Raw genomic sequence first — 23,406 nt, 5'->3', positions numbered from 1 at the left:
TACTTAATCATACACCACTTATTCAGTCATCCGGAACCAGTCTATATCTGCCCATCCGCGATTACCGTCATTCGGAGTTACGCAGAATACTCCAACTTTGGCTCCAATCCATTTGCCTTGTCGGGCTGTGAAAGGCTCTCCCACTGTCGTATATTTCTTTCCGTCCAGACTATAAGCGAATGTACAAACGGCTCCTTTACGAACCTTTACTTGTAAGTAAACTGTTTGCCACTCATTATCTGCTACTCCCGGCATCTTCAGATGTTCCACCGGAAGGTTTGCCAATTCTTTTATCTGTTCGGGATTTTGCTGTTCCGCATCCTTGCAGACTGCTTGTTGCAGAATAAACTGATCTCCTGCCTTACGAATGGAAAGATAACTATAATCCCATCCCATCACAATGATTCCGGTTTGTTCACCGTCCTGCTTGGCAGTAAATGTCAACTTGGTCGTAGCCGTAAACTCTTCAGCCGGAAACTTCTGCATCAACAAGTTAGGAACTTCCCAGAAGTTCACAAATTCTTTTGAGAGGCTGCCTGCATAAAGACGGATATATCCTAAGTCAGTAGTGAACCCGTAAGTGTCTTTTTTATTAGCGTGCCATTGCCACTGTAGTCCCAAATGCCGGGTATTGAATTCATCACTTTCCGGTGGAGTAGTTACCGGATATGTCTTTCCCACATTCGGTTTCTTATAAGTAGTCACAGGTTCACCGCAGCCATCTTTATCCTTGTCTACTCCGATTACGGGCCAATCATTTACCCAAGTCATCGGATTCAGATGAATCACACGTCCGTAAGCTCCTTTATCTTGAAAATGAATGAACCATGATTCTCCAGTGTTCGTATCTACCCAGCCGCCTTGATGAGGACCGTTGATATTTGTCCTTCCTTGTGCCATGACAATCTTCGATTCGTAGGGGCCGTAGATATTCTTTGAACGAAGAACCAACTGCCAACCGGTAGCTACCCCGCCTGCCGGAGCAAAAATGTAATAGTATCCATTGCGTTTATAAAGTTTCGGGCCTTCCACCGTATGGTTCTTTCCATCATTTCCGTCAAATACCATCACCGGATCAGAAATAGCTTCCGTACCTTCGGCATTCAACTCGCAGATCACGGCAATACTATTTACTCCACTACGACTGGCAGCATATGCATATACAAGATACACCTTACCATCTTCATCCCAAAGCGGCGTCGGGTCAATCATTCCTTTTCCAGCCTTTACCCGTACGGGGGTACTCCATTTTCCCTTCGGGTCTTTTGTCTTTATCATGTAGATTCCGTAATCCGGGTCACCCCAGTAGATATAAAATTCCCCGTTATGGAAACGGATAGAAGGCGCCCATACTCCCTTACCGTGCTGTGCCTTATCGAAAAATTCTTCCGGCTCCTGCACCGGTAGTGCATAATTCACCAACGACCAGTTCACCAAATCGTTGGAATGAAGAACAGGAATCCCCGGAATACAATTAAAGCTGGACGCTGTCATATAGAAATCATCTCCGGCTGCACAGACATCCGGATCCGAATAGTCAGCATGAAGAACCGGGTTCTGATAAGTACCGTTTCCCTTATCAGCCACCCAGGTCTTAGAAATTTCTTGTGCACCTGCCAATGAACAGCAAGCCATCATTCCTGCTAAAAACAGAATCTTTTTACGCATACTACCTAACTAATAATTCTTTTCTAAATTCAAGTGTTATTCCTAAAAAACAGGTTCTTTCTACCTTATATAAAACTAATCTATCAGAAAACTGAATGTTATCTCTTTTTCTAAAGCAATCTATTTACTGACCTATTTGCTTATATATACGAAGGGGATTAGGTAAATACCTAATCCCCTTACAACTTTTTTCTATTTATCTAAGAAGTCATATTAACTCTATTCACGATACAACATCAACGTAGCCCAACCTAATTGGTCAAAAGCACCACTATTGGATCCATAACGATTAGCAATCTCTCCTGCCCCACCTTCAGGACGCATCTTATCTGCCAGCATTTGAGCATACTTATAACCACTAGTTAATCCTTTGATCTTTGCATAGTGGGTGTAAAAGATTTCCCATCCGGGACGAACTTCACCACGACCATCATCAGACACCATTTTATGATCTTGCCCATGATTCTTATCTTTACATGTACAATTTATACAGTACTGATACTCTTTAAAAGGTATTTTTGTAATATCAATCAACCAAGTACCATCTGAATTGTCATTCTTCATTCCATCCGTTGCATTACTAAGCGCTACATACTCACCCATTTTCATAATTGCATTGTTGTTAGCTGCGAAGAAATCCAGTCGGGAAACATCTTTGTTATCCTGATAGAATGTATAAGCTATCTGGCAAAGATTAGCAGTCACAGCTGCCGACATTTGAGCATGTCCCTGATCACGTCCGCTCTCCTGATTCTGGCATATCTCTTCATTCGACAATGGATCAATATGAGTGCCCTGGATTAAATTATTTAAAGCTCCATTACCAGCTCCATTATAAAAATAGTTGACGACATAATTAACCATATCATCATCTTCAGTCAAAATACCAATAGACAGATAAGAACACATATTAACCAAATCCCAATTCGACCAGTAATGTAAAGCACAGTTACTACTACCTTGGTGGTTGTCCAGAAAATCTTTATTTTTAGAAGCGAATACTTTCACAATCCATGTTTTAAAAGTAGTTTGATCCGCTTCTGTCCAACCATCGTAAGTTTGCATAATTTCTGCTGCATTGGCAAAAGTATATCCTTGTGCACCTGCTGCCAGTTTATGATTAGCATCATTGGAAGTAACTTCTGTACAGGTCGCAGCCCACTGATTCAAGATGTTAATCACATTCTTTGCATATTGTTCAGTACCTGTCAACTTCCATAAAAGTGCCATTTGATAAGCAGCTGCGGCATCCTTCATTGCATAACTGTAATTTTCATTACTAACACCAGTTCCGGTCACATCGCCACGAACAATCTTAGTTTGCGGCTGCGGATTGTATGAAGAAGCTGAAACATAACTCGAGTTCTTTAGATTTTCAAATTCATCTTTTACCTTTTGCGGTGCAGTCCCATCATCCAACATATTCTTCACGCGGTCAAAATCAGCCTGATTAAACATAGCACAGGGATGATTATAGGTATATTCTGCTTCTACCGGAACATATACTCCTTCCGGAAGTGTCAAATCCACTACTCCGAATTCATTCTCACGGCAAGAAGTTTGCACTGCTATCAGCAGTGCTAAACCTATCGTCTTTATTATATTTTTATTCATAAGAATCTATTTTGAACCTTGATTGTTATTCCAATTATTTTATTACTTCGTAAGTTAATCCTTCCGATTCAACATATGCTTGTACATCTTGTACAGTCTTGAATGTCTGTATCCAATAAACATTATAACTTACCGGCGTAGCAGAAGATGAGGTTATATCGGCATATTTAAATGTAAGAGTACTAAATGATGCAACAGAAGTCGTCGGTAGTATATCCGTTGATCCCCATTTCTGAGTAGATATATCATAAATAAAGACATGACTACCATCACTGCACTTATAATCATTCAGCCACTTATTATTATTTCCACCTAAATTACCAGAGAATTTAGCGCCCTCACAAGAGCCATTCGATCCATCCAGATTAATATTCCGTGCAGTCACTCCTTCAACATCCTTCAAATCATCCATACGAATTGCAAAAATAGGATAATTACCAGCATGCAACCAGGATGTTTCATAACATTTAAAGTCTCCGCGCCATTTTGTACCCGCCTTAGGAGTAATGGTAATATAGCCTTCATGCCATTCCCATGAAGCCGCTTGGTTTGGATCATAATACCATGTACAATTATCTTTATCACGGAAAAGCTCTCGTATTAAACCTTCTGCCAAATTCAATTCAATAGATGAAGTATTTCCTGTTTCCGGACAGGTAGCCGTAATAGTAACCTTGCCAAACACACCGTTCTTATTGAAAGTAACAACACCAGCTTTCACTGTAGCAATTGTTTCATCACTTGAAGTCCATTCTATCAATGACTTAGTACAATTTTCCGGCACTGTAGTAAAGTTCAATGCTACACTCTTTTCTGCAATAGCAAATTCATAGCCATTAGTTGATGAGTAATTCTGATCGATGGTAATCTCTTCCGGTTGTACAATCGAATTCACGATAATATCTTTAGTAGCTATCACATTTGCACCGTCCAAAGATGTGGCAGTGATAGTAACAGTGACAGCAGCGCCCTTGCCACTATCCAGTCCCGTAACAAGTCCGTCTTTATCCACAGTAGCTACAGTTTCATCAGAACTTGACCATTTCACTGTCTTATAAGTAGCAGAAGACGGTAAAATTGCTGCTGAAAGTTGCAATGTCTCTCCTGCATATACATTATCCGCATCAGAACTAATCGTAATGCTTTCCGCACTAACCAATGAATTAACAACCAACACTTTCAAGGCACTAGCCACATCACTACCCGAATAATAAACACTTGGAGCAACCTGAATTACAGCAATGCCCGTACCATTACCACTGACGGCATTTACCGTACCACTGGCATCCACCGTGGCCACATTTTCATTACTGGAAGTCCAATTCACCTCCTTATAAGTTACGTCATCAGGTGTTATACTATATCCCAATTCCACTTTCTCTCCTTTTACTAAAGGAAGTACCTTGACTTTCGTATCATCAATATAGATAAACTGCTGCAAATCTTCAGAAATAATCATTTCAACCGACGCAGGATAAATCGCTTTAGAAAGTGGGGATACCTCATCATTATCATCACATGAAAAAAATGTGGAAACAACTGCTGTCATAAAAAGACAACCCAGCCCATATTTTAATATCTGTTTCATACGTTTTCTCTTTTATTCATTATTACAATAACACATCTTAGTTCTTCCAACCAGGGTTCTGTTCCAACTGCGGATTCAACTGTAATTGGTCAGAAGGCAGCGGGTAAAGATAAAGTTTATCATTCCAAGTACGATCACTATAAAGAATAAGACAACCGTCAGAACTAAGTGAACGTTTATGATCTGTCCAGTTTGTTTCAAACCAAGTATCTGTCACTTGCACACCAAGCATATCTTGTGGCATTTCATCAGGAGCTGTAGCCCAACGCTTTAAGTCATCAATGCGAAAACCTTCCAATACCAGTTCTACAGTACGTTCCCGGCGTATTTCTTCACGCATTGAAAGATTGTTTGCCGAAACTAATGTACTACTCAACTTAGGCATACTTGGATTGACACGAAGACGAACCTTATTCAATGAATAATCTAATTCTGAATCTGTAATAGTACCATTCAATTCATAAACAGCTTCCGCATAATTCAACAATACTTCTGCATACCGGATAACCGGGAAATCATAAGATTCGTAATAATCTTCCACCTGGCGTTCAGTACCCCATTTACGGTTTTGATATCCACTACCCGAACGTACATTAGCAGTCAGGCTACTTGTTAAATCAGCATCCGTCCAAGTTGTGCGCCATTTACCGTCATTATTCCAGTATTGTTGTCCATGATATAGCATATTATTTCCCATGCGGTTATCCCGATTTTGGAATTCATCAGTCACACTGGCATATTGCTGGAATTTGGATGACTTACCAATAGGCAACCCATCAGAACAAAGATACATATTCGCCAATTTACGGGTTACATAGCAAGCATTTGCCACCATACCATGGGTCAGGTTCCATGCAGTTTTATCTCCATTACGATGACGTTTCACAAAGATATATTCTGTATTGTCACTCTTCGAAAGATTTGCCGGATTACATTGTGCACCATCTTCTAATGTGAACATATAGCGATAGCTCTCATTACCCAGTTTTTCATTATAGAACAACTGATATTTACCACCTTTAATTACTTCATTGGCGGCATCCTTCGCAATAGTCAGCAATTCCGTACTACGGGAAGTATTTGAGGTGGCATCTTTGCCGTTAGTGTGAAATTTCTGCCAAGTACCTTCATACAATGCTACGCGTGACAACATGGCATATGCGATATATTTATTCAATCGTCCCGCCTCCGATGATGTTTCAGGTAAGCCGCCAACTGCATCCTTCAAATCCTTAATCACCTGGTCAATCACCTCACCACGATCATTACGTTTGCCGTAAAGTTTTTCAGAATCCAAGTCCAAAGGTTCCGTAAGAATGATAGCGTCACCATAAAGCTGTACTAATTCGAAATGACTATATGCACGGAAAAATTTAGCTTCGGCTACAGGTACTATAATATCCGCCGGTACATCAAAACTTTCTGCATTCTTCAACAATAGGTTAGTATAGTAAATACGTTTATATAGTTTGGTGTAATTAGCATCTGTAGCAGGAATAGCATTTGTACCCTGGCTATATACATTCATGGATGAACCTGCCACTAAATCAGAACGGTAATCACTATGAGGTTCATCTGACACAGCACGGTCAAAATCATGAGGCCAACTATAAAACTGGTTAGCAAACAGCTGAAAGTTGGCAGCGTTGTCCCACACCAAATTATCTCCCAAATCCGACAATGGTTCCAAATCCATACAGGAAGTTGTCACTGCTACGAAAGAAAAAAGACATGCGGCTTTTATATATTGTTTTAATTTCATATCATCAATTATTTAAAAGGTTAAATTAGCTCCGATAGTAAAGTTACGAGTGAACGGATAACGTTTCACCCCCTTAGCTGCCTGAGTGGTATTATTGGTATCACGAGCAGATGCTTCAGGATCCCATCCATCTTTTATTTTGGTAGTTTCCCACAAATCAGCTCCCGTCAGATATATACGGGCCCCTGATATTACTTTTGTTTTATTCAACAACTTAGCAGGAAAAGTATAACCGATTGTTACATTCTTCAGACGAAGATAACGACCATCTTGTGCTGTCAAAGAGGATGCCTGATAATTGTAATTATTGATATTACTTTCATTGGTATATGGGGCATAGTAAGCATCCCGGTTATTTTCACTCCATGTATTGCCAAGAGAAGCAGTGCTTGTATTGGTATAATTGCTACGGAACGGCACTGTCCAATTATCAATCGGACGATAAACAAAACGATTGGCAACTCCCTGAAAAACAACGTTGATATCAAATCCTTTATAGTCTGCCCCAAAATTGAAAGAATAAGAGATTTCAGGAGTGTCACTGCCCAGATAGATATAGTCTTTTTCATCTAATACACCGTCTCCGTTTTCGTCACAATACATATTGTCACCTACACGCAGATTCGATGGCATACCAATTCCATTATTATTATAATACTTTGTCTTGTAGGCAGCCAACTGTTCTTCATTCTGAATCTTGCCACCGTAACGCAGACCGAAAATTGAATTCAGAGGATAACCTTGTTGTGTTTGTACATATCCTGACTTTAAAACTGTTGTACCACCGTAATCCACTAATTCATTACGGGCAAAAGTAAAAGTACCACCTATGTGATAGTTTACATCTCCAATCCTGTTACGATAGTTAAGTTGACCTTCATATCCCCATCCTTTAAACTTTCCGGCATTCGCTTTCGGAGCAGAATCTCCTAACGTTCCCGGGAAAGTGACACTAACTAACATATTATTGTTCTGCTTCATAAAAGCCTCGACAGAACCAGTCAAACTACCATTCAGAAAACCAAAATCAACACCAACATTATAATTTTTTATGCGTTCCCAACTACGTGTTGTAGAAGCCAGAGTTCCGTTCGTTTTTATATAAGAAAGTTTATTAGAACCTATATATGCGCCATCATCACCTGCTGCAACCAAATTATAAAGTTGTACTCCGTCATAGTTTCCAATGCCACTCTGATTACCGACTTCTGCATAAGAAAGACGTAGCTTCAAATCACTTAACCAATCAACCTTCTGCAAAAAAGATTCTTCTTTTATACGCCAACCCAATGAAACACCATAAAAGAGATCCCAACGGTTTTCCGGCAAGAACTTAGAAGAACCATCATAACGTCCATTCAGTTCCAGCAAGTAACGCCCATCATAATCATAATTAAAACGTCCAAAATAAGAAAGATTCGCATTTTGATATTTCTTTTCATCACCGGTCAAAGTCACATCACCCGAACCGTTTACTATTTCCATACCATTCTGAATATCTTTCACCATCACTCCAAAATAAGTATACTCCTTAAATTCATATTGTGCACCCAATGTCAAATTCAACTTATGTTTTTGCGCAAATGTTTTATTAGCTGCCAAATAACCGGAAACTGAATAAAAATCAGTTCTCGAACTTGTCTGAGTGTAAGTTGAGTTTGCTTGCGTTGGATCTGTCCGCACTTCTACATCACCCATATAATTATAAAAAGTGACTGAATTTGTTGTTTTATTACGGGATGCCGTACTCGTACTATATCCAACATTAGCATTAGCGGATAACCAATCTAAAATCTGATAATTCAATGTCTCGCTTAATGATATAGCAGAAACAGAGAGTTTATTATTACCACCATTACTAACAATAGCCGCAGGAGATCCCCATGTTCCCCATGCATACGGTTTTCCGTTTAAGGACTCAAATGGAAGTCCCGGCATAGGCAAAGTAGCGGATAAAGCTGACTCAATCTGTGTCGGAGCAACCTGTTCCTGCCGATTGTACGAAATAGAAGAGTCCAGTTTCAGGTTCTTTGTAAACTTATATGTATTATTCATACGAAAGTTATAACGCTTGTTGTTATTGTCACCAAATTGCAATGTAGAACCATCATAAAGATAACTCATCGAAATACGATAAGATGATTTTTCTGAACCACCGGAAACACTTAAACTATGCTCCGTACTCCATGTATCACCAAAAAGCGTATCCAGCCAATTTACATCATCTGTGAACACAAAATCTGCAACATCCGTAAAGTTGGTCGAACCGAACGGGTTAGGACTATAGCGCATATCAAGATATGACCCTTTATATTTCTTTGCCAATTCCGCATAAGTATACCAGACATTAGACGTGTTTTTATCGTTCGTCAATGCTGTCATTACCCCATCTGCCCATTGATCAATATTCATGGCAGAAGCCATCAAACCAACAGTTTTCAAAGTAGTGCTACCGCTATATTCTACTTTCACTTTACCTTCAGCGCCTTTCTTTGTAGTTATTAAGACAACACCACCAGCAGCACGAGAACCATAGATTGCAGCGGCACCATCTTTCAAAAAGTTCATTGATTCAATATCATTAGGATTCAGCAGACGAAGCTCATTCACACTTTCATACGCTACCCCATCAATTATTATTAATGGTTCTGTACTGTTCACTGATACTGATCCGCGCAAACTTAATCCCCAGCTTTCATCACCCGGAGCAGAGGAACTACGAGTTATCATAACACCAGGCACCTGTCCTTGTAGAGCTTCCAATGGGCTAGACAGTCCTCCTTTTTCCTGAAGCATTTTAGCTCCTACAACTGCAACAGCACCTGTTAATGAAGATTTTTTCTGGGTACCATAACCCACTACTACCACTTCATCCAATACTTCAGAATCTTCTTGCAATGTAATTTTCACAGGTGCGCTACCGTTCACATTAACTTCTTTTGTTTTATAGCCAATATAAGAAATAACCAATGTTCCCGGATTGACATTACTAAGTATAAAGTTTCCGTCTATATCCGTAATTGTACCATTAGTAGTCCCCTTCATCAACACACTAGCACCGATTATCGGCTCATTATTTGCATCTAACACAGTCCCCTTTACTGTCACCGTCTGCATAACAGTTTGCGACCTATCAACTTCCGCATAGGTATTTTGGGGTATTCCTGTCAATAACGCAGAAGCAACCACCATTGAAAATAAAAATCTCTTCGGCGAACACTTTAAGATATCATTCATAAAATTAAATTTGAGGTTTAAAAATAGTATTAAATTTTTGTTCTCTAAAATAAGGGAAGGCATACAGGTGCCTCTTTGTAAATTCTGACTCCTTTTCCATAAGCACAAAGGGTTATTTATTAATGAATAAGATTATATACAGTTTCGGAAGAATTCGCGCATTTCACGACGTCCAAGGAATAGGTGGTTTTCTACCGTCCTACAACTTAGATTCAGTTCATTAGCGATTTCCGGAGAAGTTTTATTTTCAAAACGGCTTAATGTATAAATTAACCGACGTTGTTCGGGCATGGCAGCCAGACGGGTCCGTTCCATTGTCATTAAATCATCACCGATAATTTTTTCTTCGGTTTCATTGGTAGAAGTAGACATAGTATCATAGATGTAGCTGTCTATCTCCTGCTTCTTATAATAACGACGGATATAGTCGATTACAATATTGCGGGCAATAGTGAACAGAAAATATTTCACAGTGTCCGGACGGAGCATTTGTTTGTAGTCCAACAGACGTACAAATACATCTTGGGTTAGATCCTCTGCTTCGTAGCGATGAGTAATACGATAAGTAATATAGGTAAGAATCACCTGATAATATTCTTCATAAGCACGGGTGATAATGTTGTCGGAAGTGTTAGCTATTGTCTCCATAATACTATCTTTTTCGGTTTTGATCACGATGCAAATATAGAGGGGATTTCGGATATAACAGCCAGAAAATAAAGCAGATCAATCTCAACGAATCTAGTTAGACTTATTTAAACACATTCTTCTCATTATCAACAATTTACACTCGCATCAAATAGAGTATCACTTTATAAAATGAGACTCCATACACTAAAATCTACGCATTTTTGCTCCACTTACACCTGTTTGCCCTTACCTTTCTCTCCTTTTCAATCTCATCATTTCATGATCTTACCGATTCATTGTCTCATCAACGGCTTTGATGAAACATAAACATTAAGAGAAAACTTTCATTTCATTAAAGATAAACTTGCTTTGCACTTATTGCAAAGTTACATTTGATTAAGGGTAAACTATAAATGCAAGCTTCAATTATATAATTGCAAGCTTTGTTTTTATAAACGCAAGTTGCATTTATAAAAACAAAGCTTGCGTTTATAGATTACTCCCTATAAAAAACAACTTTACAATAGGACCAAAAGAAGTTTATATAGGGAGAAGGAGAACTTATCTATTAATAGATTATGGAAAGAAATAAGCGGAAGAAAGAAAGTCACTTAGTGAATCGGGAGCCTTCACCCTCTATCCCCGATGAACAGGGAGAAGTGAAGGAGTGAAGGGAATATGAGTGCAAAATAGATTTCAGAGATAATAAGTCGAAAAGTTACTCTTCTTTGGCTGTTCCGCCTATACTACGGATGTATTCATTCGGAGTAACTCCCGTACTCTTTTTAAATGAACGGAAGAAAGAAGCACGTGAACTAAAACCACAAAGTTCTGCCAGTGCAGTCAAGGTATAGCGGGAATATTGACTATCCGCTACCATCTTTTTGAATTGGGTAACGCGGTATTCATTGATAAAGTCATAGTAAGACTGATTTAGATACTGGTTCAAAAGATACGATAATGAGTGTGAAGAAGTATCCAAAGCAGAAGCCAAGTCACCCATTTTTAAGTCGGGATTGATATATGACTTTTCTTTCTCCACATAAGCCACCAGTTTCTTATGAAGTTCTTTACATTCCTCTTCGGTCAGTCTATTCGTCTTATATTTCTCTTCAACAGCAGAAGAAGCAAGTAAACGACGCATACGTTTCCAGACATAATATCGTATAAAGGCTATAATTCCTACAATTAATAAAATGGAAAATCCCCATCCCCACCAGGGTATCATAGAGCGTACTGTCACTCGGCAGATAGCTTCCGACTGCTCATTTCCCGGAAGACGTACACGGAAAGTATAAGTTCCGGAAGAAAGTCCGTAATAGGAAACTTCGTTCTGTGCAGCCAATAGTTTCCAGTCCTTGTCCACTCCCTCCAGTCTATATTCATATAGTAAGGCAGACGGCAGACCATAGGCAAAATCAGTGAAACAGAAAGTCAAATTATTCTGGTTGTATTTCAAAGAGGAGCTGGTGAAAGGAACGCCATTAGCCAGTATATCGGTAAATACGATCGGACGAACCTTGCCACGCACTTCGTCCACACGTTTCGGATCGACATAAATCAGTCCTTTGGTGTTACCAAACCACAATAGTCCTTTTTCATCTTTATAAGCGGCTCCATTCGTAAAAGTTGGTCCCGGCACTCCATCATTGAAAGTGAAAGCATCATACTCCTCTCCCTCTTCTTTAATACGCAACAATCCATCATTGCAAGCTACCCACAGCCAGCCTTGGTTATCTTCTATAACAGACATCAGCGAATTGTCCGGAAGAGTAGAAAAGATAGAGCGATTCCGGAAACGATCCATCGTTAAAGTAGATGTAAACAAGCTCCCTTTCTCACGGATAAAATAGAGGTTGTGTTCAGCATCTTCGTAGATCGTACGCACCTTATCCCGATGAACGAATCCCTCCGGAAACACATTAGAACGTAAACTTTGAGAAGCCGGATCATAAATACACATACCGGTTTCGGTAGCAATCCATCCTTTACCCGTAGAATCAAAGCTTACTTCATACACATTGCCCTCCGGCAGTTGGGAGTTAGCACTGGTAAAGTGTTTGATCTGTTTGGTCTGTCCGTTATAACAGAAGAGTCCGTGTGAAGTACCTATCCAAAGATTTCCTTTTGCATCCGGTTTCACACAGAATATATGTCCCTTTTGAAAAAGCTCCGTATCTCCTTGTGCAAAATATTTAAGAGATAACGTTCCCGGATCCAGTACCATCATACCGCCACCATACGTACCTATATAATATTCTCCTTGATAGAAGCTGATTGTCAGTATCAGATCCGAAGTCAAAACGGGTTTTACAAAACTCTTCACGACTCCGGAAACCTCATTTATATAAAACAAACCATCGCGTGAACCGATAACCTTCTCTTGCCCTCGGTTTACGAAAGAACGAATGGAGAGGTTTGCCGAATTGAACAAAGGCGGATAGGCATACGTACGGAAAAGTCCGTTCTGATAGAGTGAATAATCCAATCCTGCCTGAAAATGTCCCACCCAGACAGCACCTCTATCATCTACAAGTAAGGAATAAATAGAATTACTGCGAATTCCTTCCTTATCATTGACATCGTGGTAGAAGCGGCGTGTCACTTGTTGGTCTTTATGTGAGAGGAAATGGACGCCATTACCGTCAGTAGCTATATATACGGTCTCTTTTCCATCGCTGGAAATATCAGAAATGACATCACAGCCTAAAGATACCGCATGAGAGAATATTTCCTTTTTTATATCGAAACGTACTACACCTTGGCTCATTGTACCTAGATAGAGCGTTTCTCCGATACGGGTCAAACAACGGAAATAATCTGTTTCGGGCACATTCTCTTGAAAATGCCAGGAATCAATCTTTCCGTCTTTCAGCGAATAAGAAAACAGTCCCTGCACAGTAGCCAGCCATAATACGGTTTGATCTTCATTTAAACAAATATCCATGATTCTGTTACAGGCGGCAAGCATATTCCGATCTGTCAAAACCTGTAGTAATTGACCGTCTTTATGAATAAACAAGCCTTTCTCCGTACCGATATAAAGAATATCCTCATTAGCCAACAAAGCATTCACGGCAAAATCAATCTTTTCGGGGACAATTCTTTCCAATTGGCTGTTTGTACGGTCCAATCGCCAAAGTCCGATTCCATTTCCCACCCACAGTTGCCTGTTGGCTGTTTCTGTAACGCTGTTTACCCGTTTCTTTCTTCCTGATTCAATGCCCCGGAATTCAAAATGGCGTACTTTTACTCCATCAAAACGGTCGAGACAATTATCCGTTCCTAACCAAACAAAGCCCTCTGAATCTTTATAAATAGCATTCACCAACAGCCCGGAAAGGCCGTCGGACATCACGACATTACGGAACGTGTAATCCTGGGCTTGTAGATTGACCCCACAAACCAAATATATTATTAGAAGAATCAGATATTTAATCGTGTCTTTCACCTACAATGGGCTTTTTCATATTAAACATGTGACAAACTTACATAAAAATCTCCAAAAGGAAGTACTTCTAATAAAAAAAGTCATCCCTTCGTATTTACCATATGCACATAGACAAATACGAAGGGATTAAATTATTTACTCAATGTAATCTAAATAAAAAATCTTCTAAAGCCGCATTAAACTCTTCCGGACGCTCCATATTCATCATATGTCCGCAATCTTCGATCACTTTCAGCTTTCCATTCGGAAGATAATTCAAAATTTGAGGTTCCTTTGAGAACCGGTTACCAGACGAGTGACCTTCCACAATCAAAGCTGGTACGGCAGGGTGGTTCTTTTTCAGCATCTCAATAGCATCCAAACCAGCTACCACGCGCACTTCCTTATGTAACGGTTGCCATGCATCCCATTCGTCAATCATTTGCCACAGAGGCGCACGCATCCGTTCGCGTTGGGTTCCTCCGGATTTCATCAGTCCTTCAAACCACTCCTTCTTCATCACCTCCACTCCTTTCTCTTTCAATGCAGCAATCTCTTCCTCACGTCTCATGGCTTCTTCTTTCGTCATAGGTTCACTCGGACCTTTCGATTTTCTTATGTTTCCACTGGCTAAAAAAGCGGATAACATTCGTTCCGGAAAGTACGCCAACATATCGGCGGTAATAAAGCCACCCAAAGAAAGTCCGACAATATGCGCTTTTTGGATGTGTAAGGAATCCATCAACGTAACCAAATCTTCAGCATGTGTAAATTGATAATCTTCGGTTTGGGAAGAAGAAAGACCATATCCTCTTAAATCATAGCGAATGACATGATACTTTTTCGCAAACACCGAAAACTGTTCGTCCCACATACGATGGTCAAGCGAATGACCATGAACAAAAATAATCGGCTCACCCTGACCTGCTTCTTCATAATACAGAAAGCCATTCCCAATGTTAATACGGCCTTGTTTTACGACTAATAAATTACCTTTCATAACTGTTGGTGAAACAACCGGACTACCATAGAAGGAAGAAAAAGCATCCTGGCTTTCCTGACCGGATAATCCCTTGGAGGAAACGGTAAGAAAGCAGATATTTAATAAAGCAGTAATTAATAAGCGACCGTTCATCTTATCATTCGTTTTTATGTTTCTTAATTCTTGATATACTTTATTTAAATAGACTTTATTCTGATTGCAAATCCCAATATACGACATAGCGCTGGTGATGCAAATCATATAGCGGACGAATCACATCTCCTTGTTCTGTCGTAAACTTCAAATCACTTCCTACCCGCTGCAAAGCACGTTCGGGATGCTTCTTATCCAGTTTCAAAGAAGTGCGCAGATGGGCAGGGACACGAAAATCATAGGTATAATAATCATTGTAAAGAGCAGGATTAGAGAAAGGAGCAGGCGCCTGCATACCCTCTGTTCCCCGTTCTCCCGCCAATACTAGCGGACCATATAACAGAGCTGCCTTGTCCGGATTATCCGGAGTAGATTCCAGTTTGATTTGCATCGGATAAGTAGCCGAAATTTGATCGCCATCTTTCCATTCACGGGTAATGGCGATATAAGAGCCCGGTTTCTGCTTTACAGATACTTTCTTACCGTTCACCAGCACTTTCACATCTTTGCTCCATGAAGGATAACGCAGATAAACAGTGGTGCGAACGGGATTCTCTGCCCGGAAAGTGAACCGCGTTGTTTCTTCCTGTGGAAACTCCGTTTCTTGACGGATGGTCAGTCCCTTCTCTTTCCAGATTACCTGTGATGGGATAAACAGATTTACATATATTCCTTGATTGTTGTGATAATAGATGGCTTCTCCAAACTTTGCGTGATTCTCAAATCCACTGCCTACGCAACACCAAAAAGAGTTCTCTTTTGTGCTATATAGTTTATGAGAACCGGAAAGCAAAGGCAGGAAATAAGCCACCATACCCGTTTCGGGATCTTGTTGTCCCAAGATATGATTGTACAATGCCTTTTCATAATAATCTGCAATAGATGAATCGCCCGTCCAGCAGAAAAGATGGCGGCTAAGTTTGAGCATATTATAGGTACAACAGGTTTCTCCGGTATAACCGGTCAGATGTTGGGATAACTTATTCGGGTCAAAGTAGTGTTCTTTATCACTGCTGCATCCCGGGGCGAAAGTATGATGGTCAATCATGGTATGCCAGAAAAATTCCGAAAGTTTCCGGCTTGTCTCGTTGCGGGTTAATTCGTAGTTGCGGGCTTCGGCTATCACTTTCGGGATAAATGTATTGGTATGCTTCGTTCCCAAGTCATCACGAAGTTCTTTCAACGGGTCGATTACATCATTGTGGTAGAAATATTCCGCCAGCCAACGATAACGTTCATCTCCCGTGATTGAGTACAAATTGTAGAATGACTCATTGATACCGCCAAATTCATTGCGGATCATAAGCTTACATGTTTCTTCACTAAGAGGTTTCAGCTTATTGTATGCCCAGTCACCCATTCGGGTGGCGATAGTTAATGCTTTCTTGTTATCCGCATACAGGTATTGGTCTATCAGCCCGGAAAAAAGTTTATGCAGCGTATACCAAGGAGCCCATACGCTTTTTCCCTGGATGTTCCGGTTTATCAATTCTTCAGGCCAAGCACTCAAATATCCGTTTTTTAATGCATTCTGCACTTCTTCCAATCCATTGACCAAGCTATCACCTTTCAGCTTGAATATCTCACTACCGGTAGCTGCGTACATCAAACCAAGTGCCGAAAGCATATGTCCGGTAGTATGTCCGCGAAGTTCGCAATCCAAAGATTCCCAACCACCGAGTTTTTTCACTGTCATATAACCGCCCTCACGTCCGGCAAATACACCGGCATTGGTACGGAAGCTATGCAGCAGGCGATTCACATCTATTGAAGTCATCCAGGCAGAATCCCGAAGCATATTATCACGGAAACGACTTGGCAACAAGCGGACGTCTTTCAAATCAAAACTTTCTGCTTGAAGGGGAGCCACTGTTTCCTTTTTCAACTTTCCCTGATGTTGACCGGGATATACAGATTGAGCTGACACTATACCCGATACTGTCAATGAACCAAACAAGATTGCCGTAACTAAAATTTTCTTATTCATACTATTTCTATCTTTTACCTATAAGATACGAACAAGGTGCCTCAAACACTCAAAGCTACAAAATTATTTAATTAAGCTACAATTCTTTAATTTAAAGCCCACTTTCTTATAAAATTCATCTGAAACGTCCTATCTTTATTCCCCAAATCAAAGAAAGGAGCTACATGGATTTACGTACGGCAAATGTCACAAGATATATTCTTCCTCTGCGTGAGGGAGGTTCATTGCCTGCTTTGGCCGAAGCTGACGATGAATTTAAGTATGTAGTCAAATTCAGAGGGGCAGGACACGGAACAAAAGCGCTAATTGCCGAACTGATTGGTGGGGAGATAGCCCGTGCACTGGGGTTCAGAGTTCCCGAAATAGTTTTTCTGAATCTGGACGAGGCCTTCGGGCGGACGGAAGCGGACGAAGAGATACAGGATTTACTTCAATGGAGTCGCGGACTGAATATGGGATTGCATTTCCTTTCCGGTTCATTGACTTTTGATCCGATAGTACATCAAGTAGATGGGAAAACGGCTTCGCAAGTGGTATGGCTGGATGCCTTGCTGACTAACGTAGACCGTACCATTAAAAATACCAATATGCTGATGTGGCACAAAGAACTATGGTTGATTGATCATGGGGCTTCTCTTTATTTCCACCATTCCTGGACTAACTGGCAAAAACAGGCACTGGTTCCTTTTGTACAGATAAAAGACCATGTATTATTGCCGTTTGCCGATAAACTGGAAGAAGTAGATATCGAATTCAGACAGATATTAACTTCTGATAAAATCCGTGAGATAGTCAATGCTATTCCCGACGACTGGTTGAACTGGACGGAAGGTACAGAAACTCCACAGGATTTGAGAGAGATTTATATTCAATTCTTAGAAGAAAGGATTAAGCATTCCGAAACATTTGTAAATGAAGCGCAAAATGCAAGAAAGGCACTTATATGAATACGCAGTCATCCGTTTCGTTCCTAAAGTAGAACGGGAGGAGTTTATCAATATGGGGATTGTATTGTTTTCCAAACAAGCCAAATACCTGAAATCCCTCTATACGATAGATGAGAACAAACTAAAACTGTTTTCTTCCGAACTGGATATTAATTGCCTGAAAGAAGGGTTACAGGTCTTTGACAAGATATGCATGGGAAATAAAGAGGGAGGAGCTATAGCCAATATGGATATTCCTGACAGATTTCGTTGGCTGACCGCAGTAAAAAGTTCCTGCATACAGGTGTCCCGCCCGCATCCGGGATTCTCCGCTGATTTGGATAGGACTTTGGAAAGATTGTTCAAGGAATTGGTACTCTGACTCCTTGAACAATCTCTTTGTCAAACTAACGGGCAGTAATGTAAAAGCTTCGCTCCACTGCTTCAGCAGTCTGCACTTTAGGTTCCCCGCTACGTCCATATTGCCAAGCTACCACTGTCACCTTTACCGGAAATTTTGCACGCGGAGGAATTTTAGTCAATACCAATTTATCCCCCTTTATTTCTGCCGGTCCTTCTTTTACATAATAGTAAACCGGAAGACCGGAGTCAGCAGTTCCTTTCAAAGTTATTTCTTTCACTGAAGCCTTTACATCGGATAGTTTCGGAAAAATAATACGTTGGGGTATTCCTTCCTTATTCCGGTAAGGAATACGAATTTCTACCTGCTGAACGGCACTCCGGTAGCTATGATCCTGTTTTACGGAAGCCATCAGACAGATACTTCCTGTACGTTTAGGATTATCCAATCCCATCCGATAGAAACGTACAGTAAAAGTTGTATCATTCACCACTTCCACCGGACCGCAGATTCTCGACATTCGAATGGGACGTGTACTGTGTTTTTGAGAATATTCGTTCCTTAACGTATCTGTGTACACAGCTTTCAAATGGAAAGTAACTCCGTCCGCCTCGGGTTGAAAAGAAGGAGACATACGTACATGGGATTTCGGATTGAAAGTAATCAGTTTTCCTTTTTGCTCAAAGCCGATGTACTGCTCTGTCTTTCCACGCTCATTGGCGTAATATTTTTCTGTGGCATCTGCCATTTCTTTATCAAAATACCAAAACGCATGGGTCTTGTCTCCTTTATACTTATCATAGGAAGCGGCTTCGGCTGTAGGCTTTTCATTCTTTCGCCAGCGGTCTGCCAGCCATCCATTCTTTGCTTCTACCGGAATTAACAGAACCGGAGTATTCGATGGAAAATGGCTTGGCAACCGGTATTGCACTGCCTTTTTCAGAAAAAGAGAAAGATAATCAATCAATTCATCGGATATATCGAAATGTCCATGTCCTGCATCTGCAAGGAATGAAAGGGGAGCATTCGGATATTCACGGCGATAATCGAAGGAAGTTATCAATCGGTCTTCCCACCATTCGTCCTCCCCCATTACCATTAATGAAGGAATACCTTCAATCGTATGGTTTCCCCAATCCAAATTTGCACTTCCGTAGCCTGTCAAATGAGTTCTGGGAGAATCACCGTGAATAGAAAGTACGGCCAATGTACGTTCGGGATTCCAAGCGGCAAAGTTCCACGGATAAGTAGCCATTGCCGAATGTCCGATAGGGATGACCGGGGCAAACTCCAGTTCTGTATACCCGCTTATTTCAGACAGGTTCTTCATCATTGTTTCAAAGATTTGCTGGGTACCTTTTGTCACGTCCCAGCGCTGGTCTATTCCGGGAGTGATCCATATCTCTGCAATCCCAAGTTTTGCCATATTTTTCCGGAATCCGGGATGTTCGAAAATTGTCTCTTCGGTCATATTATGTTGCCCGACGATGACGGCACGGACTTGTTTGCAGTTTTCCGGTATCCATAGATAGGCAGAAGGATGGGCGTTTGTCTCTTCTGAAATCAGCTCTTTTATTTCTACTGACCACTGCCAGGGGGCTGCTGCAACTCGGGTAGTCTGCATGAACAGAGATAACAAAACAACAAGAAAATATTTATTCATAATGCTTCTTTTAATTGATTTAACTTCCTATATTACGAATATGGAAAACAAAACACTCAAAAAACGACTATATATATGAAAGATTAAATGCAAAGACAGGGTTATCCGTGAAAATGGTAGCAAAAGCCGTAATTTATATAAAAACAGTTTACCTTTTACAAACTAACTTTGCATACAGGAGATAAAGATAATAAAAACATTAGAATACGATTTTAATTTAATAGGATTAATTATGGACAAAGTAAAATTGAACAATGGCATTGAAATGCCTATTTTAGGTTATGGTGTCTATCAGGTTACGCCTGAAGAGTGTGAACGTTGCGTGTTGGATGCAATCAGTGCAGGTTATCGTTCCATTGATACGGCACAAGCCTATCATAATGAGGAGGGTGTAGGAAATGCAATCAGTAAATGTGGCATTCCGCGTGAGGAACTGTTCATCACTACAAAAGTATGGATTTCAAATGCCGGTTACGAAAAGGCCAAAGCTTCTATCGAAGAATCACTGCGTAAATTAAAAAGTGATTACATCGACCTGTTACTTATCCATCAGCCATTCGGTGATTATTACGGAACCTACCGGGCTATGGAAGAAGCATACAAAGCCGGTAAAGTTCGTGCTATCGGTGTCAGCAACTTCTATCCCGACCGCTTTGTTGACTTGGCGGAATTCTGCGAAATCACTCCTGCCGTCAACCAAGTGGAGACACATGTTTTCAACCAACAGATAAAGTTACAGGAAGTCATGAAGGAATATGGCACTAAAATTATGTCATGGGGTCCGTTTGCTGAAGGACGGAACGACTTCTTTACCAACCCGACTCTCCAGGAAATCGGTAAAGAATATGGCAAATCAGTGGCACAGGTCGCACTACGTTATCTGATTCAACGCGATATTATCGTGATTCCTAAATCGACTCATAAAGAACGTATGATTGAGAATTTCAATGTTTTCGATTTTTCTTTAACACCGGATGCTATGGCGGCTATCGCTGCACTTGATACAGCTAAGACACTTTTCTTCTCTCATAATGACCCGGAGATGGTGAAGTGGTTGATTAATTATAGTAAATAAGGAAATGAAATCCCCTTTACTCCTTTTGCTACTTTCATTACATGAAAGACAAGGTTAAAGGGGATGTTCTCATTAATTGCGCTCATTATAAAATTCTACGAATCAGCTATTGAAAATAAACTTTCATTCATTTCCGTACGGTTTTCACCACAGAGGACACGGAGGACACAGAGTTTTCAGAGTTCTAATTCAGAGATTATTATAACCTCTGTGTCCTCCGTGTCCTCTGTGGTGAAATAGTTCATTTATATACTGTTTTACTCTAATTCAACTACTGATTTACATAAAAAACAATTTATTTTTCCAATAGAGTGAAATGCAATGCGGCCCCGCCACTTGCTTTTAGCTTCAAAACAAGTTTATCTCCGGCTTTTATCTTCTTATGAGTAGTGCGTACTTTCGTTCGTGTATTCAGCTTGTCATCATCTTCATAGAGATGAAGCATATACTTCTTTCCCGGTTCCAGAAAATCCGTAGTCAATGTAATTGTGCGGGCTTCCGTATTTGTCATTGCTCCTACAAACCAGTCATTCCCCGAACGACGTGCCTGAACGATATATTCACCAATTTCTCCATCTAACGCACGGCTGTCATCCCATACACTCGGAATGGCTTTCCAAAATTCCAGTTCTTCTTCTCCTTGGTAGAATTCCGGTCTGTCATACCAAAACATAAATTGCAAAGGACTGTAATACACTGCTGCCATAGCCAACTGATGTGCTTTCGTATTCTTCACCCGGTTATTGAAATAACAAAGCGTATAATCTCCTGCACCTGCCAGATAGCGGGTGAAAGGAAGAGTCGTATTGTGTGTGGCATCCGGCATTTCTTCATTACCACGAATACCCTCCTGCGTCATCAGGTTAGGATAAGTACGACTGAATCCTGTCGGACGATATTCGTCATGAATATCTACCATCAGACCGTATTCTCCACATTTACGGACTGCATCATGCAGCCAAGTACTCCAACGCTGATTACCAATCTGTACAAAACCGAACTTGATACCTTTCAATCCCCATTTCTTATACAAAGGCAACAGGGTATCCAACTGCTGCACTAATGCACGCTGATTGACATACACCATAAGTCCGATTCCTTTCGATCCGGCATATTTACATAAAGCAGGTATATCAAGGTCTTTATCAGGAGAAACAGTAGTAGCATCCGAACTCATTTTCATTTCCGGTCCGTACCAGCCGGCATCCATATGCACATACTGAATGCCGCGCTCTGCTGCAAAGTCGATGGCAGCTTTTACTCTTTCCTGTTTCAGGTCTCCCGAACGGAATACTTTTCCCGGTCTAATCCAAGAAGTATCAGCCAGTTTGCAAGCCGGATTCAGATTCAAGACAATATCATTATTATTAATTAAATCGACCGGACGTTCGCCAACCATGATTACACGCCACGGAGTACTGTAAGGAGAAATAATATCGACACTACTATACAGACTTGTCTCCAAAGTGGAAGGTTTCTCTGTCGATAAACGGAATTTACCACGGGCATAATCCACCATTTCCGCTTCCAACAGGGCTACGGATAATCCGTCAGGCAGTTTCAAAGTCAAAGGACGCTCACTCTCCTCTTTGCCCCATCCTTCCAACGGACGAAGTACGCAAGGTCCTTGTGCCCAACGCTCGTAATATGCCATCGTTCCTTCAGGCATTGTGAAGCTGGTCTGCTCACCGATGATATGCAAGAAAAGTCCGTTTGTCGTTTCCGGAAAATGATAGCGGAAAGCAACTCCTTCATTATAGGCACGAACGATAACGTTCATAAAGTAATTCTTACGCTTATCATAGCCACCGTCTCGGTTGCCATCCCCTTCTCCCTTCTTGAATTTCAAAGTCATCTCATTGTAGCAGTCACGTACTTCCGCACGTTCGCCATATACAGGCTTCCATGTTGCATCCGCCTTTCGTTGTTCAGTCCCTGTCAATTTCAGATTTTCACACCAAAAATGACAAGTATCGTTCGGAACGCCCAACGCCGACTCAAACAGTTGATTCTCAATCAGAACTCCTAATTTACTTTCTTCAATCACCGGACGGTTCTTATAAGTCAAGGTATAATACATTTGTGCATTATCCTCTCCCACCGCACGCTGATAGAAGGTAAAGCGGTAAGCTCCATCAGGAGACATCAGTTCCTGGCGGGTTTCTGTCATCACATCTTGCGCTTTTACCAATGCCGGTATCACCAACAACAAAAGCAAAATTCTTTTCTTCATTCTTCTATTTACGTTCATGTTTATTCATCTTTCCTATTATATACGAACGAGAAAGATATTATACTCAATATCAAATATACGATAAAAAATAAAATAT

At 40.7% G+C, this 23,406-nt stretch carries 13 protein-coding genes and 1 pseudogene; 3 read left to right on the top strand and 11 right to left on the bottom strand.

Features of this window, described 5'->3' with window-relative positions:
* Positions 1-18 precede the first annotated feature (18 nt).
* The 9 genes and pseudogenes from I2I13_RS05215 to I2I13_RS05175 form a co-directional block, all read right to left on the bottom strand.
* Positions 19-1,668 (bottom strand): glycoside hydrolase 43 family protein, encoded by a 1,650-nt coding sequence (locus I2I13_RS05215; protein WP_195649014.1) that lies wholly within the window; start codon positions 1,666-1,668, stop codon positions 19-21.
* Between the two features lie 219 nt (positions 1,669-1,887).
* Positions 1,888-3,282 (bottom strand): alginate lyase family protein, encoded by a 1,395-nt coding sequence (locus I2I13_RS05210; protein ID WP_195649013.1) that lies wholly within the window; start codon positions 3,280-3,282, stop codon positions 1,888-1,890.
* Between the two features lie 34 nt (positions 3,283-3,316).
* A complete protein-coding gene (locus I2I13_RS05205) occupies positions 3,317-4,870 on the bottom strand; it encodes an Ig-like domain-containing protein (protein WP_195649012.1) in 1,554 nt (517 codons plus the stop codon).
* A gap of 37 nt (positions 4,871-4,907) precedes the next feature.
* A complete protein-coding gene (locus I2I13_RS05200; RefSeq protein ID WP_195649011.1) occupies positions 4,908-6,632 on the bottom strand; it encodes a RagB/SusD family nutrient uptake outer membrane protein in 1,725 nt (574 codons plus the stop codon).
* Positions 6,633-6,644: 12 nt separating this feature from the next.
* The gene (locus I2I13_RS05195; protein ID WP_195649010.1) at positions 6,645-9,932 is read right to left on the bottom strand and encodes a TonB-dependent receptor; all 3,288 of its coding nucleotides are present in this window, start codon (positions 9,930-9,932) and stop codon (positions 6,645-6,647) included.
* 69 nt (positions 9,933-10,001) lie between these two features.
* On the bottom strand, positions 10,002-10,517 hold the full coding sequence (locus tag I2I13_RS05190; protein WP_195649009.1) for an RNA polymerase sigma-70 factor: 516 nt from the start codon (positions 10,515-10,517) through the stop codon (positions 10,002-10,004).
* Between the two features lie 700 nt (positions 10,518-11,217).
* The gene (locus I2I13_RS05185) at positions 11,218-13,950 is read right to left on the bottom strand and encodes a two-component regulator propeller domain-containing protein (RefSeq protein ID WP_195649008.1); all 2,733 of its coding nucleotides are present in this window, start codon (positions 13,948-13,950) and stop codon (positions 11,218-11,220) included.
* A 139-nt stretch (positions 13,951-14,089) separates the two neighbouring features.
* A pseudogene (locus tag I2I13_RS05180) lies at positions 14,090-14,980 on the bottom strand (alpha/beta fold hydrolase); the annotation flags it as partial.
* A gap of 139 nt (positions 14,981-15,119) precedes the next feature.
* Positions 15,120-17,051, bottom strand: a complete 1,932-nt coding sequence (locus I2I13_RS05175) for a glycoside hydrolase family 127 protein (protein WP_195649007.1) — start codon at positions 17,049-17,051, stop codon at positions 15,120-15,122.
* 164 nt (positions 17,052-17,215) lie between these two features.
* Between I2I13_RS05175 and I2I13_RS05170 the strand changes: the two genes are divergently transcribed.
* Together I2I13_RS05170 and I2I13_RS05165 are read left to right on the top strand one after the other, a co-directional pair.
* Positions 17,216-17,998 (top strand): HipA family kinase, encoded by a 783-nt coding sequence (locus I2I13_RS05170; protein ID WP_195358738.1) that lies wholly within the window; start codon positions 17,216-17,218, stop codon positions 17,996-17,998.
* Positions 17,976-18,359, top strand: a complete 384-nt coding sequence (locus I2I13_RS05165) for a DUF3037 domain-containing protein (protein WP_195649006.1) — start codon at positions 17,976-17,978, stop codon at positions 18,357-18,359. The genes I2I13_RS05170 and I2I13_RS05165 overlap by 23 nt, the downstream gene beginning before the upstream one ends.
* A 25-nt stretch (positions 18,360-18,384) precedes the next feature.
* Here the strand turns inward: I2I13_RS05165 and I2I13_RS05160 are convergent, their stop codons facing one another.
* Positions 18,385-20,001, bottom strand: coding sequence for an alpha/beta fold hydrolase (locus I2I13_RS05160; protein ID WP_195649005.1), 1,617 nt, complete (start codon positions 19,999-20,001; stop codon positions 18,385-18,387).
* A gap of 232 nt (positions 20,002-20,233) precedes the next feature.
* On the opposite strand from I2I13_RS05160, the gene I2I13_RS05155 reads away from it, so the two are divergent.
* Complete coding sequence (locus I2I13_RS05155; protein ID WP_195649004.1) at positions 20,234-21,076, top strand: aldo/keto reductase; 843 nt, start codon at positions 20,234-20,236, stop codon at positions 21,074-21,076.
* Between the two features lie 295 nt (positions 21,077-21,371).
* Here the strand turns inward: I2I13_RS05155 and I2I13_RS05150 are convergent, their stop codons facing one another.
* Entirely contained in the window at positions 21,372-23,327 is a 1,956-nt protein-coding gene (locus I2I13_RS05150) for a glycoside hydrolase family 97 protein (RefSeq protein WP_195649003.1), read from the bottom strand.
* Between the last annotated feature and the right edge of the window lie 79 nt (positions 23,328-23,406).

This window comes from Bacteroides sp. D55t1_190419_B8 (assembly GCF_015558905.1).
Classification (GTDB): Bacteria; Bacteroidota; Bacteroidia; order Bacteroidales; family Bacteroidaceae; genus Bacteroides; species Bacteroides vicugnae.
The sequence above is the reverse complement of the archived record's forward strand: the minus strand, read 5'-3'. Positions and strand labels throughout refer to the sequence as shown.

What these genes read in the sequence shown, in the direction of transcription:
- I2I13_RS05215 (WP_195649014.1), bottom strand. Translation starts at nt 1,668, where the DNA reads ATGCGTAAAAAGATTCTGTTTTTAGCAGGAATGATGGCTTGCTGTTCA.
- I2I13_RS05210 (WP_195649013.1), bottom strand. Translation starts at nt 3,282, where the DNA reads ATGAATAAAAATATAATAAAGACGATAGGTTTAGCACTGCTGATAGCA.
- I2I13_RS05205 (WP_195649012.1), bottom strand. Translation starts at nt 4,870, where the DNA reads ATGAAACAGATATTAAAATATGGGCTGGGTTGTCTTTTTATGACAGCA.
- I2I13_RS05200 (WP_195649011.1), bottom strand. Translation starts at nt 6,632, where the DNA reads ATGAAATTAAAACAATATATAAAAGCCGCATGTCTTTTTTCTTTCGTA.
- I2I13_RS05195 (WP_195649010.1), bottom strand. Translation starts at nt 9,932, where the DNA reads ATGCCTTCCCTTATTTTAGAGAACAAAAATTTAATACTATTTTTAAAC.
- I2I13_RS05190 (WP_195649009.1), bottom strand. Translation starts at nt 10,517, where the DNA reads ATGGAGACAATAGCTAACACTTCCGACAACATTATCACCCGTGCTTAT.
- I2I13_RS05175 (WP_195649007.1), bottom strand. Translation starts at nt 17,051, where the DNA reads ATGAATAAGAAAATTTTAGTTACGGCAATCTTGTTTGGTTCATTGACA.
- I2I13_RS05170 (WP_195358738.1), top strand. Translation starts at nt 17,216, where the DNA reads ATGGATTTACGTACGGCAAATGTCACAAGATATATTCTTCCTCTGCGT.
- I2I13_RS05165 (WP_195649006.1), top strand. Translation starts at nt 17,976, where the DNA reads ATGCAAGAAAGGCACTTATATGAATACGCAGTCATCCGTTTCGTTCCT.
- I2I13_RS05160 (WP_195649005.1), bottom strand. Translation starts at nt 20,001, where the DNA reads ATGAATAAATATTTTCTTGTTGTTTTGTTATCTCTGTTCATGCAGACT.
- I2I13_RS05155 (WP_195649004.1), top strand. Translation starts at nt 20,234, where the DNA reads ATGGACAAAGTAAAATTGAACAATGGCATTGAAATGCCTATTTTAGGT.
- I2I13_RS05150 (WP_195649003.1), bottom strand. Translation starts at nt 23,327, where the DNA reads ATGAACGTAAATAGAAGAATGAAGAAAAGAATTTTGCTTTTGTTGTTG.